This window comes from Streptomyces pluripotens, from assembly GCF_000802245.2.
Lineage (GTDB): Bacteria > Actinomycetota > Actinomycetes > Streptomycetales > Streptomycetaceae > Streptomyces > Streptomyces pluripotens.
In genome coordinates this window covers 1,831,487-1,847,218 of the sequence record NZ_CP021080.1, presented here as the reverse complement: position 1 = coordinate 1,847,218, position 15,732 = coordinate 1,831,487, and the positions used below count along the sequence as shown (strand labels likewise).

Genomic DNA, 15,732 nt, shown 5'->3' with positions numbered 1-15,732 from the left:
GTCATGTCACGCGGGCCGAATAATTTGAACCCGGGATGTGCATTACCTACCCTTCCGGTATGCGGCTGCTGCGTTCCACCGATCTGGCCCTGCGAATCCTGATGCGACTCGCCGTAGCCGCCGGTGCCACTCCCACGACCCGCCAGGTGGCCGCGGACATGGATGTGCCCTACACACACGCTGCCAAGGTCGTCGCCGAACTCCAGCATCTGGGCCTGGTCGACGCCCGGCGCGGTAGGGGCGGCGGGCTGACACTCACCGAGCAGGGCCGCACGGCGTCGGTCGGCGCGGTGGTCCGCACCTTCGAGGGCGACGGCGACGTGGTCGACTGCGAAGGCACGAACCCTTGCCCGCTCATTGCCGGGTGCCGTCTGCGAGGCGCACTGCGCCGGGCCCAGGAGGCGTTCTTCGCGACGCTCGACCCGGTGAAGATGTCCGACATCGTCGCCGACCCGACCGGTGGGCTGCTCCTGAGCATCTCCCGAGGCCCGGCGGACGACGGCTGACGGGGCCGCCCGCCGGAAGATTCCTCCCGGGCGACGACCCCGCGGGGTGTGCCACCGGCCTGCGGCCCAGTAGTCCTACCTGCCCTGCGCCGCCGACCACAGGTCCGGCCCGAACACCTCGTAGTGGATGTCCGCCGGAGCCACCCCCTTCTCGATCAGACCGGCACGCACCGTGCGCATGAACGGCAGCGGTCCGCACAGGTACGCGCGCGTGCCGGGCCGTACGGCGATGTCGGACAGATCGACCAGACCGGTGCGGTGGCCCGGCCCGGCGTCCTGCTCGTAGAAGAAGTGCACGGACGCGTCCGGCAGCTTCTCCGCGTACCTCTCGTGTTCGGTGCGCAGCGCGTGGTCGGCGGGGGAGCGGTCGCCGTGGATGACGGTGACCGGGGCGCGGTGGTCGGTGTTGGCGAGGTCGGCCAGCATCGCGATCACCGGGGTCACGCCGATGCCCGCCGAGGCGAACAGCAGGGGGGTGTCCGGTCCGGCGTCCACGACGAGGTCGCCGTAGGGTTCGGACAGTTCCAGGACGTCACCGGCTCGCACGTGCGCGTGGAGGTGGTTCGAGACCTCCCCGTCGGGGCTCGGGCCGCCGTGTACGCGCTTGACGCTGAACTGGCGCTCCGCCCCGCCCGGTGCTTCGGACAGGCTGTACTGCCGTATCTGCCGGGCCCCGTCGGGCAGGGGGACGCGGACGGAGACGTACTGGCCGGCACGGAAGCCGGCCACCGGGCCGCCGTCCGCGGGCCGCAGCCGGAAGGTGGTGACGTCGGCGGTCTCCTCGATCCGTTCCACGACCTCCCACTTCCGCAGGCCCGGGCCGCCGCGCTCCTCGTACAGCTGCTTCTCGGCGGCAACGAGGGCGTTCGCCATCAGCTGGTAGACCTCGTCCCAGGCGGCTGCCACCTCGGGTGTGGCGGCGTCGCCGAGGACCTCGGCGATGGCGGCGAAGAGGTTTTCGTGCACCACCGCGTACTGCTCGGGGACCACGCCCAGTGAGGCGTGCTTGTGCGCGATGCGGCTGAGCAGGGCGTTGGGCAGTTGACCGGGATGGTCCAGCAGGTACGAGGCGAAGGCCGTGATCGAGGCCGCGAGTGCTTGCCTCTGGGTGCCGGAGGCCTGGTTGCCGCGGTTGAACAGGTTCCGCAGCAATTCGGGGTGTGCGGTGAAGAGCCGGGCGTAGAAGCGCTCGGTGATCTCACCGATGGCGGCGCCGACGGCGGGAAGGGTGGCGCGGACGGTGGCCGCGGACTGTTCGGACAGCATCGGGGCTCCTCGGGGCTCGACTGATCGACACGTTATTAAAACTTGCATCTGAGATGCAAGTTAAGTGCCGGTGGGGTCCCTCACTCGACGGACCCCACCGGCCATTACGGATGCCGCTGCGAGCAGGCAAGATGGGCGGCAGCGCGGTACACCTGCCGACAGCGCAGTACACCTGCCGTACGAAAGGCGTTCAGGCCGACGACGCTCGGGCGATCAAGGTCCGCAACGCGCATGAAATGGTGTTGTGGTGGGATGCTCAGGTGCCCGACCGCCTCCCTCGGGACGCGGGACAGGCGGCCTGACCAGCAAGGATGGGGAAGCGGAAGATGGACAAGCAGCAGGAGTTCGTGCTCCGGACGTTGGAGGAGCGCGACATCCGGTTCGTACGCCTGTGGTTCACGGACGTGCTGGGCTTCCTCAAGTCCGTCGCCGTGGCGCCCGCCGAACTGGAGCAGGCCTTCGACGAGGGCATCGGCTTCGACGGCTCCGCCATCGAGGGCTTCGCCCGCGTCTACGAGTCCGACATGATCGCCAAGCCCGACCCGTCCACCTTCCAGGTCCTGCCCTGGCGTGCCGAGGCCCCCGGCACCGCGCGCATGTTCTGCGACATCCTCATGCCGGACGGCTCCCCGTCCTTCGCGGACCCGCGCTACGTCCTCAAGCGCGCCCTGGCCCGCACCTCTGACCTGGGCTTCACCTTCTACACCCACCCGGAGATCGAGTTCTTCCTGCTGAAGGACCGCCCGCTCGACGGCTCCCGCCCCACCCCCGCCGACAACTCCGGGTACTTCGACCACACCCCCCAGAACATCGGCATGGACTTCCGCCGCCAGGCGATCACCATGCTGGAGTCGATGGGCATCTCCGTCGAGTTCTCCCACCACGAGGGCGCCCCCGGCCAGCAGGAGATCGACCTGCGCTACGCCGACGCGCTCTCCACCGCCGACAACATCATGACGTTCCGCCTGGTCATGAAGCAGGTGGCGCTGGAGCAGGGGGTTCAGGCGACCTTCATGCCGAAGCCGTTCTCCGAGCACCCCGGCTCCGGTATGCACACCCACCTCTCGCTCTTCGAGGGCGACCGCAACGCGTTCTACGAGTCCGGTGCCGAGTACCAGCTCTCCAAGGTGGGCCGCTCCTTCATCGCGGGCCTGCTCAAGCACGCCGCCGAGATCTCCGCGGTCACCAACCAGTGGGTGAACTCCTACAAGCGGATCTGGGGCGGATCGGAGCGCACCGCGGGCGCCGGCGGCGAGGCCCCCTCCTACATCTGCTGGGGTCACAACAACCGCAGTGCCCTGGTCCGCGTCCCCATGTACAAGCCGGGAAAGACCGGCTCGGCACGCGTGGAGGTCCGCTCCCTGGACTCCGGCGCCAACCCATACCTGGCCTATGCGCTGCTGCTCGCCGCGGGCCTCAAGGGCATCGAGGAGGGCTATGAGCTCCCGCCCGGCGCCGAGGACGACGTCTGGGCCCTCTCGGACTCCGAACGCCGCGCGATGGGCATCGAACCCCTGCCCCAGAACCTGGGTGAGGCGCTCACCCTCATGGAGCGCAGCGACCTGGCCGCCGAGACCCTCGGCGAGCACGTCTTCGACTTCTTCCTGCGCAACAAGAAGCAGGAGTGGGAGGAGTACCGCTCCGAGGTGACCGCGTTCGAGCTGCGGAAGAACCTGCCGGTGCTGTAGGCACAGGTCAGGGCGGGTTTCCCGCTGATTCGGCGGATGGGGCCGACGGTCGCGGACCGTCGGCCCCATCGCGTCTCACTGGCCCTGGGCCGTCCGGCGCCGGATCGGTGCCCTTCGCCCGGCGGGACGCCGTGCGGTCGTGGTTGCGGGGCTGCGTCGTTCCCCTCACCGGTCTCATCCGGTGAAAGCCGGCCGGTCACCAGGTCCAGCGGCAGCACCGTCGTGACCGTCTCGGACGACACGTTGGTGACCGGGCTGGCGGTGCCGGGGGCGAGCACGGTGGGGCACCCGTGGTCCGCCGTCCGCCGTCCGCCGTCCGGCCGGACGGCGGACCGCGCTCTCCGCGGACGCCGGCGTGTGCGCACGGCTGTCCGCTGCCCGCGCGTCAGGAGGCCCAGATGCCGGTGATGTCCTGCGCGGAGGCCGCGTTTCCCGCGTGCGTGCTCAGGCCCTGGGTGTCCTCCAGGGTGCGCAGCAGGTCGTAGTGGTCGTAGCTGGTGGAGGACGACGATCCCGCCGTGACGGGCTGGCCGTACAGGACCGTCGGGATGCGGTTGCCGCTGAGCCGGTTGTCCTCGTCGAAGGTGACGACGAGCAGGCTGTTGTGGGTCTTGGCCCAGGTCGCGTACCCGCCCAGGTTGTTCTTCAGCCAGGTGTCACCGGTCTTCACCGAGCAGTCGTGCATGTCGTTGCACAGGTTCGGGATCACGAACGACACCTGGGGCAGCGTCGTGTAGTCCGACGGGAACTGGCTGAACGTCTTGGCGCTCGACGTCGGTACGTTGCTGAACCCGAACCACGGGTTGTGCTTGCGCGCGTACTCGCCGCTGCTGCACACGGTCGAGCCCTGACTCGGCAGTGACTCGTTGTAGCTGGCCCAGGTGCGGCCGGCGGCGATCAGCTCGGAGGCCAGGTTCGGGGCGGACGTGAAGGCGGGGGCGTAGCAGCTGTCGTCCGTGATTCCCTGCGTCGAACCGGAGAACAAGGCGAAGTAGTTCGGCTGGCTCGGGTGGGTCTCGGCGTGCGACTGGGTCAGGTTGGCGCCGCCGGACTTGAGCGAGTTGATGTACGGAGCCTTGTGGGACCCGATGACCTGGCTGTACGCGTGGTTCTCGAAGACCACGACGACCACGTGGTCCGGGCTGGGCACGGCGCCCGCGGCGTGCGCGGACTCGCTGCCGAGCCCGACCCAGAGCCCGGCCGCCGCCGCGGCGAGGGCCGCTGCGGACGCCACGGCGGTACGGGCACGGCGGTACACGGAACTGCCGGACACATCAACCTCCGGTTGGGGGTGAGAGGGGGCTGGCGGTACATGCAGAGCATGCACACGCCAACAATCTCGTGGCCCACACAAGCCATCCTCGCGGGTGAAGACCGGATGAACAGCCGCTGCGGAGGCGGCCGGAGCACTCCTGCCCGGGCGGCGCGTACCGCGCACCCGGTGGTGAGACACCCGGAGCCCCCCAGACGCACTCCGGTTAGGCTCTGGCCAGGACGACCTCGAACCCAGACGCAGGGGAGGCCACGGATGACGCCGGGGCGCAGAAGCAGCACCTTCACCCGCCTGCTCCGGCACGGCTTCACCGACCCCTCCGCCGCCGAGCGCCTCCTGGACTGCCCGGAGCTGATCCCCGTCCGCGACGACCCGGTCCTCCTGGAGGCCCTCGGCGGCACCGCCGACCCCGACCTCGCCCTGCACGGCCTGGTCCGCCTGTTGGAGGCCCAGGACGGCCCCACCGCCCACCGTGAGCTGCTGGACACCCTGATCGCGGCCAAGCCCTTGCGCGACCGCCTCCTGGGCGTCCTCGGTGCCTCCACCGCCCTCGCCGACCACCTCGCCCGGCACCCGGGTGACTGGCAGGCCCTGGTCACCTACGAGCCACACGACCTCCACCCCGGCCTGACGGAGTTCGAGCGAGGTCTCGAAGCGGCCACCGACCCGGTCTCCCTCCGCATCGCCTACCGCCGCTGCCTGCTCTCCATCGCCGCCCGGGACGTCTGCGGCACCACGGAGATGGCCGACACCGCCGCCGAACTCGCGGACCTGGCCACGGCGACCCTCCGTGCCGCGCTGACCATCGCCGAGGCCGCTGCCCCCGAGGACGCCGCCGCCTGCCGCCTGGCGGTGATCGCGATGGGCAAGTGCGGCGGCCACGAACTGAACTACGTCTCCGACGTGGACGTGATCTTCGTGGCCGAATCGGCGGAGGACACCTCCGAGGCCAAGGCCCTCAGATCCGCGACGAGGCTCGCTTCCCACCTCATGCGGATCTGCTCCGAGAGCACGGTCGAAGGCTCCATCTGGCCGGTGGACGCCAACCTGCGCCCCGAGGGCCGCAACGGCCCCCTCGTCCGCACCCTGAGCAGCCACCTCGCCTACTACCAGCGCTGGGCGAAGACCTGGGAGTTTCAGGCCCTGCTCAAGGCCCGTCCGGTGGCCGGCGACACCGACCTGGGCCGGGCCTACATCGACGCGCTCGAACCCCTGGTCTGGCAGGCCGCCGAACGCGACAACTTCGTGACGGACGTGCAGAAGATGCGCCGCCGGGTCGTCGAGAACATCCCCGCCGCCGAGGTCGAACGCGAACTCAAGCTCGGCCCCGGCGGTCTGCGGGACGTCGAATTCGCCGTTCAGCTCCTTCAGCTGGTGCACGGACGCACCGACGCGTCCCTCCGCAGCGGCACCACGCTCGACGCCCTCCAGGCCCTCGCCGCTGGTGGCTACGTGGGCCGCGAGGACACCGCCCGCCTGGACGAGGCGTACCGCTTCCTGCGCTCCATGGAGCACCGGATCCAGCTCTACCGGCTGCGCCGCACCCATCTCGTCCCCGAGGCGGAATCGGACCTGCGCCGCCTGGGCCGCTCGCTCGGCCTGCGCACCGACCCGGTGGCTGAACTGCACCGTGAATGGAAGCGGCACACGGGCGTCGTACGGCGCTTGCACGAAAAGCTCTTCTACCGCCCCCTGCTCGACGCGGTCGCCCAGCTCGCTCCCGGAGAGACCAGGCTGAGTCCCGAGGCGGCGCGTGAACGCCTGGTCGCCCTCGGCTACGCGGACCCGGCCGCGGCCCTGCGCCACCTCGAAGCCCTCGCCTCCGGCGTCACCCGCAAGGCCGCGATCCAACGCACCCTCCTGCCCGTTCTCCTCGGCTGGTTCGCCGAATCCGCCGACCCCGACGCCGGCCTGCTCAACTTCCGCAAGGTCTCCGATGCACTCGGCAAGACCCCCTGGTACCTGCGACTGCTCCGCGACGAGGGCGCGGCGGCCGAGAACCTGGCCAGGGTGCTGTCGGCGGGCCGTCTCGCCCCCGACCTGTTGATGCGCGCCCCCGAGGCGGTGGCCCTGCTCGGAGACGGCACGGGCATGGGGGCGGGCATGGGCACGGGCACGAGTGCCGGCTCCGGCCGCGGCCTGGCCCCCCGCGACCGTGCCCACCTGGAACAGGAGGTCCTGGCGGCTGCGGGTCGTGCGGAGAACGTCGAGCAGGGCGTCGCCGCGGCCCGGGGCGTCCGCCGCCGCGAGCTGTTCCGAACGGCCGCCGCCGACATCGTCAGCTCCTACGGCACCGAGACCAGCCCCGCCGAAGCCGACCAGGGCGCCCTGGTGGACCGTGTCGGTGCAGCCGTCTCCGATCTCACCGCGGCCACCCTCGCCGGCACGCTGCGCGCGGTCGTCAGGGACGGCTGGGGTGACACCCTGCCGACCCGGTTCGCCATCATCGGCATGGGTCGTTTCGGCGGGCACGAGCTGGGCTACGGCTCCGATGCGGACGTGTTGTTCGTACACGAGCCGCGGGACGGCGTGCCCGAGCAGGAGGCGGCCACGGCCGCCGGCAAGGTCGTCACCGAGATGCGCCGCCTGCTGCAACTGCCCAGCTCCGATCCGCCGCTGCTCATCGACGCCGATCTTCGTCCGGAGGGCAAGTCGGGTCCGCTGGCGCGCACCCTGAAGTCGTACGAGGCCTATTACCGCCGCTGGTCCCTGGTCTGGGAGTCGCAGGCGCTGCTGCGCGCCGAGCCGGTCGCCGGGGACGAGGACCTCGGCCGCCGTTTCACCGCTCTCATCGACCCCCTGCGGTACCCGCTCCACGGCCTCGGCGAGGACGCCGTCCGCGAGATCCGGCGGCTGAAGGCCCGGATGGAGTCCGAGCGGCTGCCGCGCGGAGCCGACCCGAAACTGCACACCAAGCTCGGTCCCGGCGGCCTGTCGGACGTCGAGTGGACCGTCCAACTGCTCCAGCTCCGCCACGGCTGGCACCTGCCCGGGCTGCGCACCACCCGCACCCGCGAGGCACTGTCCGCCGCCTGCGAGGCCGGGCTACTGAGCGTGGAGGACACGGAGACCCTGGACGAGGCGTGGGTGTTGGCCACCCGGGTGCGCAACGCGGTCATGCTGGTCCGCGGCCGGGCCGGGGACACCTTCCCCACCGAGCCCCGCGAGCTGGCTGCCGTCGGTCGCTACCTGGGCTACGGCGCCGGGCACGCCGGGGACATGCTGGACGCCTACCGCCGCACCACCCGCCGGGCGCGCGCGGTGGTGGACGAGTTGTTCTACGGGGACGGGGTCCGGGCCGGGGCCGGCTCGGGCGGTTGAGGCGCCGGTACCAGCCTCGGCAGGCAGTGGGGCAGGACGCCGTACCACAGCCTGGCCACCGTGAATCCGAAAGCCAGGCAGAGCACGCCGCCCAACGCGTCCAGCCAGAAGTGGTTGGCGGTGGCGACGATCACGGTCAGGGTGGCCACCGGATACAGCAGTCCCAGAAGCCGCATCCACGGCACCGAAGCCAGCGCGAAGATCGTCAGTCCGCACCACAGAGACCAGCCGATGTGCATCGACGGCATCGCCGCGTACTGGTTCGACATGTTCTTGAGATCGCCGGAGGCCATCGACCCCCACGTGTGGTGCACCAGTACGGTGTCCACGAAGGTACCGCCGCGCATCAACCGGGGCGGCGCGAGCGGGAACAGATAGTAACCGACCAGAGCCACACCCGTGGTGGCGAAGAGCACCAGTCGAGCCGCCGCGTACCGGCCGGGATGCCACCGGTACAGCCACACCAGGACACCCAGCGTGACCACGAAGTGCAGTGTGGCGTAGTAGTAGTTCATCCCGACGATCAGCCAAGTCACCGAGTTCACGGCGTGATTGACCGACTGCTCGACGGCGATGCCCAGACCGTGTTCGACACGCCAGACCCAGTCGGCGTTGCGCAGCGCCTCGGCGCGCTGTTCCGGGACGGCGTTGCGGATCAGTGAGTACGTCCAGTAACTCACGGCGATCAGAAGGATCTCGAACCAGAGTCGGGGTCGCTGCGGGCGGCGCAATCTCCTTCTGGCACCCTGCCCGTTTCCGCCCGTAACGGTCCGCGGAACGGCCACCTCCTCGCGACCTTCCGGGCCTGTCACGGTCGAGTCACTCATAGGCACAGAGTCTGCCAGAAAAGGGCTTCCTGGACCGATCATCCCAAGGTCGGGTTCGAGACGCACTTTCTACGGCGTACGGATGACCAGCCGTGTCTACGGCGTGCGCGCGGTCTGTGGGGCGGACGCCGTAGACCCGCGCACCACCAACTCCGGCATGAAGACGAACTCGCTGTGCGGCGCCGGAGTTCCGCCGATCTCCTCCAGCAGCGTGCGCACCGCTGCCTGCCCCATCGCCGGGACCGGCTTGCGGACCGTGGTCAGCGGCGGATCGGTGAAGGCGATCAGCGGGGAGTCGTCGAACCCGACGACCGACACGTCCCGGGGCACCTCAAGGCCCTGCTGCCGGGCCGCCCGTATCGCTCCGAGAGCCATCATGTCGCTGGCGCAGACCACCGCGGTGCAGGCCCGCTCGATCAGCGCCGTCGCGGCTGCCTGACCACCCTCCAGGGTGTACAGCGAGTGCTGGATCAGCTCCTCCTCGACGACCTCGGGGGCCAACCCCAGCTGGCCCTGCATCGCGTGGACGAAGCCCTCGATCTTGCGCTGCACCGGCACGTACCGCTTCGGCCCGAGCGCCAGCCCGATCCGGGTGTGGCCCAGCGACGCCAGGTGGGTCACCGCAAGTGCCATCGCTGCCCGGTCGTCGGGGGAGATGAACGGCGCCTGCACCTTCGGGGAGAATCCGTCCACCAGCACGAACGGCACGCCCTGCGCCCGCAGTCGCTCGTAGCGCTGCATGTCGGCGGTGGTGTCCGCGTGCAGCCCGGAGACGTAGATGATGCCCGCGACACCGCGGTCCACCAGCATCTCGGTCAGCTCGTCCTCGGTCGACCCGCCCGGGGTCTGGGTGGCGAGCACCGGTGTGTAGCCCTGGCGGGTCAGCGCCTGGCCGATGACCTGAGCCAGGGCTGGGAATATGGGGTTCTCCAGCTCCGGCGTGATCAGGCCCACCAGGCCCTCGCTGCGCTGCCGCAGCCGCACGGGGCGCTCGTAGCCCAGCACGTCCAGTGCGGCGAGCACGGACTGGCGGGTGGTGGCGGCGACGCCCGGCTTCCCGTTGAGGACCCGGCTGACAGTCGCTTCGCTCACCCCCGCCTGCGCAGCGATGTCAGCAAGCCGTGTGGTCACGGCACTGGACTGTACCGGTCGTACGACTCCTTGCACACCGGCCGGACGCCGGGCGCGGGGGGTCGAACGGCCCGCCGCGGATTGCTGCGTCATCGCGCTCCTCGTCTTCGTGTGGGCTCGTGATGCAAGAACTTTCAGAGTCTTGCACAGGTGCCCCTCTGGGTGTCCTGAGCGGCCCCGGCACGGGCTCGTGGGCGGCTCGCGCACAGGTCACGGCCGGGTAACCATCGTGTTCCCTTGCATTTTTTTTCTGCAAGGTCTTTCGCAGCGCTTACATCGCTGTTACGTTCCCTGTCGCCCGGCCGCGGCAACGGCGCAGTCGGCAAGACGGCAGGGGCGGCGGACGGGACCGCCCCCTGCACCCCACGGGCTTAACCCTCAAGGAGAACTCATGCGGCGTGGCATAGCGGCCTCTGCGCTGGTGGCGTCCCTCGCCCTCGCGGCGACGGCGTGCGGCGGGAGCGGTAGCAGCAGCGACAGCAAGGCGGACGGCCCGGTCACCATCACCTGGTGGGACACCTCCAACGCCACCAATGAGGCACCGACGTACAAGGCCTTGGTCAAGCAGTTCGAGGCCGCCAACAAGAACATCAAGGTCAAGTACGTCAACGTTCCCTTCGACCAGGCGCAGAACAAGTTCGACACGGCCGCCGGCGCCACGGGCGCCCCGGACGTGCTGCGCTCCGAGGTCGGCTGGACCCCCGCGTTCGCCAAGAAGGGGTACTTCCTGCCCCTGGACGGCACGGCGGCCCTGGCCGACCAGGCGAAGTTCCAGCCGAACCTGATCAAGCAGGCCCAGTACCAGGGCAAGACCTACGGCGTGCCGCTGGTCACCGACACCCTGGCCCTGGTGTACAACAAGGCCCTGTTCAAGAAGGCCGGCATCGCCGACGCCCCCAAGACCTGGGACGAGCTGAAGTCCGACGCCGCCAAGATCAAGTCGAAGACCGGAGTCGACGGCTACTGGGGCTCCACCGCGGCCTACTTCGCCCAGCCCTTCCTCTACGGCGAGGGCACCGACACCGTCGACGCCGCCGCCAAGAAGATCACCGTGGACTCGGCCGCCGCCAAGAAGGGCTACGGCACCTGGCTGAGCCTGTTCTCGGGCAAGGGCCTGCACAAGGCCGACACCACCGCCGACGCCTACGCCCACATCCAGGACGCGTTCGTCAACGGCAAGGTCGCCGCGATCATCCAGGGTCCCTGGGAGATCACGAACTTCTACAAGGGCAGCGCCTTCAAGGACAAGTCCAACCTCGGCATCGCCGCGGTCCCGGCTGGCTCCGCCGGCAAGGCGGGCGCCCCGACCGGCGGCCACAACCTCGCGGTCTACGCCGGGTCCAACAAGGCCCACCAGGACGCGGCCCTGAAGTTCGTGAAGTTCATGACCTCGGCGAAGTCCCAGGAGACCATCGCTCTGAAGAACTCCACCCTGCCCACCCGCGAGGACGCCTACACCGCCCAGGTCAAGGCCGACCCCGGCATTGCCGGCTACCAGGGCGTCCTGTCCACCGCCCAGCCCCGCCCGGCGCTGCCCGAGTACAGCAGCCTGTGGGGTCCGCTCGACACCGAGCTGCCCAAGATCGCGGGCGGCAAGGAGTCGCTGGACAAGGGCCTGAGCAACGCCGAACTGGCCATCACCAAGCTGGTGCCAGACTTCAGCAAGTGAGCCCGGGTGGCCGTCGGATCCGCTCTTCGGGAGAGGGGGGCCGACGGCCACCGCCCTGTGCCCAGCCCAACTCCTTGATCCCTTGAAGGTGTCGAACCATGACAGTCGCCATCGACCGCGCGACCGGCAAGCGCCGCGGTGACCGCGCGCCTCGGCCCGGGCTGGGCCAGCGCATTCGGAACGGCTACCAGAAGTACTGGTACGCCTACGCGATGATCGCCCCGGTGGTCGTCGTGCTCTCCGTCATCGTCGGCTACCCGCTCCTGCGGGGCGCCTACCTGACCCTCACCGACGCCAACAGCCTGAACTCGGCGCGCACGATCGGCGTCAACCACATCGCCGCCACCTACAAGTTCATCGGCCTCGACAACTACAAAGACATCCTGTTCGGGCCGACGGCCTACGACCGGTTCTGGTCGCACTTCCTGTGGACCGTCTTCTGGACGGCCGCCTGCGTGTTCCTGCACTACACCATCGGCCTCGGCCTCGCGCTCATGCTCAACGAGAGAGTGCGCGGTCGCACCTTCTACCGCCTGCTGCTCGTGCTGCCCTGGGCCGTGCCGACCTTCGTCACCGTCTTCTCCTGGCGGATCATGCTCGCCGACTCCGGAGTGGTCAACCAGTTCCTCGGCGCCCTCCACTTGCCCCAGCCCGGCTGGCTGGAGGACACCTTCTGGCAGCGGTTCGCCGCGATCATGGTCAACACCTGGTGCGGTGTGCCGTTCATGATGCTCTCGCTGCTCGGCGGCCTGCAGTCCATCGACTCCTCCCTGTACGAGGCCGCCGAGATGGACGGCGCGAGCGCCTGGCAGCGCTTCCGGCACGTCACCCTGCCGGGGCTGCGCTCGGTCAGCTCCACCGTGGTCCTGCTCGGCATCATCTGGACCTTCAACCAGTTCGCGATCATCTTCCTGCTGTTCGGCCCCACCGGCGCGCCCGACGCACAGATCCTCGTCACCTGGGCCTACTTCCTCGGCTTCGGCCAGCAGCCCCGCGACTTCGCCCAGTCCGCCGCGTACGGCGTGCTGCTGCTGTCGCTGCTGGCCGTGTTCACGTCCTTCTACTTCCGCTGGCTGAAGCGCAATGACCAGCTCGCCGTCTGACGCCGCAGGAGCCGCCGCCATGAGCACCACGACCCTCGAAAAGACCGAGTCCGCGCAGGTCCCCACCCCGGCGCCGCGGCGCCGCAGCCGCCGGCGCGGCGAGCGCGGCCCGCTCGGCCACGCCCTGCTGCACAGCGGTCTCACTCTCGCGAGCCTCATCGCGCTCGCCCCGGTGGCCTGGCTGTTCTACCTCTCCCTCGGCCCGGACAAGGACGACTACCTGCACCCGGGCAAGATCCTGGACAGCCTGTCCTTCTCCAACTACAGCTTCGTGCTGGAGCACACCGCGTTCTTCGACTGGTTCAAGTCGACGATGATCGTGGCCGGGGGCACCACCGTGATCGGCGTCTTCGTCGCCGCCACCACCGGCTACGCCGTCTCGCGCATGCGCTTTCCCGGCTACAAGCCGCTGATGTGGGTGCTGCTGCTCACCCAGACCTTCCCGATCGCCATCCTGATCGTGCCGATGTACGAGATCTTCAGCGAACTCGGCCTCATCGACACCTACTGGGCCCTGATCGTCATCAACTGCACCACGGCCGTGCCGTACAGCGCCTGGCTGCTCAAGGGGTACTTCGACACCATCCCCTTCGAGATCGACGAGGCCGGCCGGGTGGACGGACTCAGCCCCTTCGGGACGTTCGCCCGCCTGATCCTGCCGCTGGCTCGCCCCGGTCTCGCCGTAGCCGCCTTCTACAACTTCATCACCGCGGTCGGCGAGGTCGCCTTCGCGACCACCTTCATGCTCGACGACTCGAAGTACACCTTCGCCGTCGGACTGCAGACCTTCGTCAGCGAACACGACGCCCAGTGGAACTACATGGCCGCCACCGCGGTGTTGATCGCGATACCCGTGTCCGTGTTCTTCTACCTCGTGCAGAAGAACCTCGTCACCGGTCTCACCGCCGGCGGCACCAAGGGCTGACGCCCTTGGCCGGACAGAGGCTCCCGCGCGCCACGTCGCGCGGGTGGGCGGCCGCGGTGTCCTCCCCCGAGCTCGTTGAGCCGGGGGCCGACCAGACCCCGCCGGCACCGCGGCCGCCAAGCACACCCCGCCCCGCATCCGTCGCCGTACCCACGCGCCCATGATCCGAACTACGTCACTTCCCAAGGACGCCATGAGCCAGCAGCACCCTGCCGCACCGGCCCACCACTCCGCCGTCGCCACCGTCGCCCACCATCGCGACTGGTGGCGGGACGCTGTCATCTACCAGGTCTATCCGCGCAGCTTCGCCGACAGCAACGGCGACGGCATGGGTGACCTGGAGGGCGTACGCTCCCGTCTGCCCTACCTGCGCGACCTCGGCGTGGACGCCGTGTGGCTCAGCCCCTTCTACGCCTCCCCGCAGGCCGACGCCGGGTACGACGTGGCCGACTACCGTGCCGTCGACCCCATGTTCGGCAGCCTCCTGGACGCCGATGCACTGATCCGTGACGCCCATGCGCACGGCCTCCGCGTCATCGTCGACCTGGTCCCCAACCACTCCTCCGACCAGCACGAGTGGTTCAAACGCGCCCTTGCCGAGGGTCCCGGCTCCCCGCTCCGCGACCGCTACCACTTCCGTCCCGGCAAGGGAAAGAACGGTGGACTCCCGCCCAACGACTGGGAGTCCATCTTCGGCGGTCCGGCCTGGACCCGGGTCACGGAACCGGACGGCTCGCCCGGCGAGTGGTACCTGCACCTCTTCGCCCCGGAGCAACCCGACTTCAACTGGGAGCACCCGGCCGTCGGGGACGAGTTCCGCTCCATCCTCCGTTTCTGGCTGGACATGGGCGTGGACGGTTTTCGCATCGACGTGGCCCACGGCCTGGTGAAGGCCGAGGGCCTGCCGGACCTCGGTTCCCACGACCAGCTGAAACTGCTGGGCAACGATGTCATGCCGTTCTTCGACCAGGACGGCGTGCACGCGATCTACCGCCAGTGGCGCCGCATCCTCGACGAGTACTCGGGTGAACGGATCTTCGTGGCGGAGGCCTGGACCCCGACGGTCGAGCGCACCGCCAACTACGTCCGCCCCGACGAACTCCACCAGGCCTTCAACTTCCAGTACCTCGGCACGGAGTGGGACGCGGAGGAATTGCGGCGGGTCATCGACCGCACCCTTCAGGCCATGCGGCCCGTCGGTGCCCCCGCCACCTGGGTCCTGTCCAACCACGACGTCACCCGCCACGCCACCCGCTTCGCCAACCCCCCGGGGCTCGGCACCCAGATCCGCGCCGCCGGCGACCGGGAACTCGGCCTGCGCCGAGCCCGAGCGGCCACCCTGCTGATGCTGGCCCTGCCCGGCTCGGCATACATCTACCAGGGTGAGGAACTGGGGCTGCCGGACGTCGTGGACCTGCCCGACGAGGTGCGCCAGGACCCGGCGTACCTCCGCGGCGCCGGCCAGGACGGGTTCCGCGACGGCTGCCGTGTCCCCATCCCGTGGACCCGCGAGGGCTCCTCCCACGGCTTCGGCAGCGCCGGCAGCTGGCTGCCGCAGCCGGCGAGCTGGGGCGAGCTGAGCGTGGAGGCGCAGACCGGCGCACCGGGCTCCACCTTGGAGCTGTACCGCTCCGCCCTCCTCGCCCGCCGCGCCCACCCCTCGCTCGGTGAGGGCGACACGGTGGAGTGGCTGCGCGCCCCCGAAGGAGTCCTGGCCTTCCGCCGCGGCGACTTCGTCTGCGTCGCGAACACCACCGGCGAGTCGGTCAGCACCCCGGCGTACGGCCGGGTGCTGCTGAGCAGCGGCGAAGTCGCGGAGACTGGCGACGAGGCCAAGGTTCCCGCGGACTCCACGGTGTGGTGGACCACGGCCTGACGGCCGCTCGCCCGCGACAACCTGCCGAACGCCTTGTGGCCCGTCGCCCGTCCGGGCGGCGGGCCTTGGCGTCTGTTCTTACGGTGCCCGGCCGGCTCATGACCACCGGCCGTCACGGGGTCCGGGCCGCCCACGGATGAACGGGCT

The 15,732-nt window shown here is 69.8% G+C and carries 11 protein-coding genes; 7 read left to right on the top strand and 4 right to left on the bottom strand.

The window, feature by feature from the left end; genetic code table 11:
- Positions 1 to 59 precede the first annotated feature (59 nt).
- Positions 60 to 506 (top strand): RrF2 family transcriptional regulator, encoded by a 447-nt coding sequence (locus tag LK06_RS08150; protein WP_039655014.1) that lies wholly within the window; start codon positions 60 to 62, stop codon positions 504 to 506.
- A 75-nt stretch (positions 507 to 581) separates the two neighbouring features.
- On the opposite strand, the gene LK06_RS08145 is transcribed toward LK06_RS08150, so the two are convergent.
- A complete protein-coding gene (locus LK06_RS08145; protein ID WP_039655013.1) occupies positions 582 to 1,772 on the bottom strand; it encodes a globin domain-containing protein in 1,191 nt (396 codons plus the stop codon).
- A gap of 326 nt (positions 1,773 to 2,098) precedes the next feature.
- On the opposite strand from LK06_RS08145, the gene glnA reads away from it, so the two are divergent.
- Complete coding sequence (glnA, locus tag LK06_RS08140) at positions 2,099 to 3,460, top strand: type I glutamate--ammonia ligase (protein ID WP_039655012.1); 1,362 nt, start codon at positions 2,099 to 2,101, stop codon at positions 3,458 to 3,460.
- Between the two features lie 385 nt (positions 3,461 to 3,845).
- On the opposite strand, the gene LK06_RS08135 is transcribed toward glnA, so the two are convergent.
- The gene (locus LK06_RS08135; RefSeq protein ID WP_039655011.1) at positions 3,846 to 4,733 is read right to left on the bottom strand and encodes an alkaline phosphatase family protein; all 888 of its coding nucleotides are present in this window, start codon (positions 4,731 to 4,733) and stop codon (positions 3,846 to 3,848) included.
- Between the two features lie 255 nt (positions 4,734 to 4,988).
- Between LK06_RS08135 and LK06_RS08130 the strand changes: the two genes are divergently transcribed.
- Complete coding sequence (locus LK06_RS08130) at positions 4,989 to 8,054, top strand: bifunctional [glutamine synthetase] adenylyltransferase/[glutamine synthetase]-adenylyl-L-tyrosine phosphorylase (protein WP_043434968.1); 3,066 nt, start codon at positions 4,989 to 4,991, stop codon at positions 8,052 to 8,054.
- On the opposite strand, the gene LK06_RS08125 is transcribed toward LK06_RS08130, so the two are convergent.
- Positions 8,012 to 8,881 (bottom strand): phosphatase PAP2 family protein, encoded by an 870-nt coding sequence (locus tag LK06_RS08125; protein WP_174673825.1) that lies wholly within the window; start codon positions 8,879 to 8,881, stop codon positions 8,012 to 8,014. The two genes, LK06_RS08130 and LK06_RS08125, sit on opposite strands and share 43 nt — an antisense overlap.
- Before the next feature lie 96 nt (positions 8,882 to 8,977).
- On the bottom strand, positions 8,978 to 10,012 hold the full coding sequence (locus LK06_RS08120) for a LacI family DNA-binding transcriptional regulator (protein ID WP_039655009.1): 1,035 nt from the start codon (positions 10,010 to 10,012) through the stop codon (positions 8,978 to 8,980).
- Between the two features lie 391 nt (positions 10,013 to 10,403).
- Between LK06_RS08120 and LK06_RS08115 the strand changes: the two genes are divergently transcribed.
- The 4 genes from LK06_RS08115 to LK06_RS08100 all read left to right on the top strand — a co-directional run bounded on the left by LK06_RS08115 (position 10,404) and on the right by LK06_RS08100 (position 15,585).
- Positions 10,404 to 11,681, top strand: coding sequence for an extracellular solute-binding protein (locus tag LK06_RS08115; RefSeq protein WP_039655008.1), 1,278 nt, complete (start codon positions 10,404 to 10,406; stop codon positions 11,679 to 11,681).
- A 98-nt stretch (positions 11,682 to 11,779) separates the two neighbouring features.
- Positions 11,780 to 12,784, top strand: a complete 1,005-nt coding sequence (locus tag LK06_RS08110) for a carbohydrate ABC transporter permease (RefSeq protein ID WP_039655007.1) — start codon at positions 11,780 to 11,782, stop codon at positions 12,782 to 12,784.
- 19 nt (positions 12,785 to 12,803) lie between these two features.
- Positions 12,804 to 13,709, top strand: coding sequence for a sugar ABC transporter permease (locus tag LK06_RS08105; protein WP_039655006.1), 906 nt, complete (start codon positions 12,804 to 12,806; stop codon positions 13,707 to 13,709).
- 193 nt (positions 13,710 to 13,902) lie between these two features.
- Positions 13,903 to 15,585, top strand: a complete 1,683-nt coding sequence (locus tag LK06_RS08100; RefSeq protein WP_043406797.1) for a glycoside hydrolase family 13 protein — start codon at positions 13,903 to 13,905, stop codon at positions 15,583 to 15,585.
- The last annotated feature ends 147 nt before the right edge of the window (positions 15,586 to 15,732 follow it).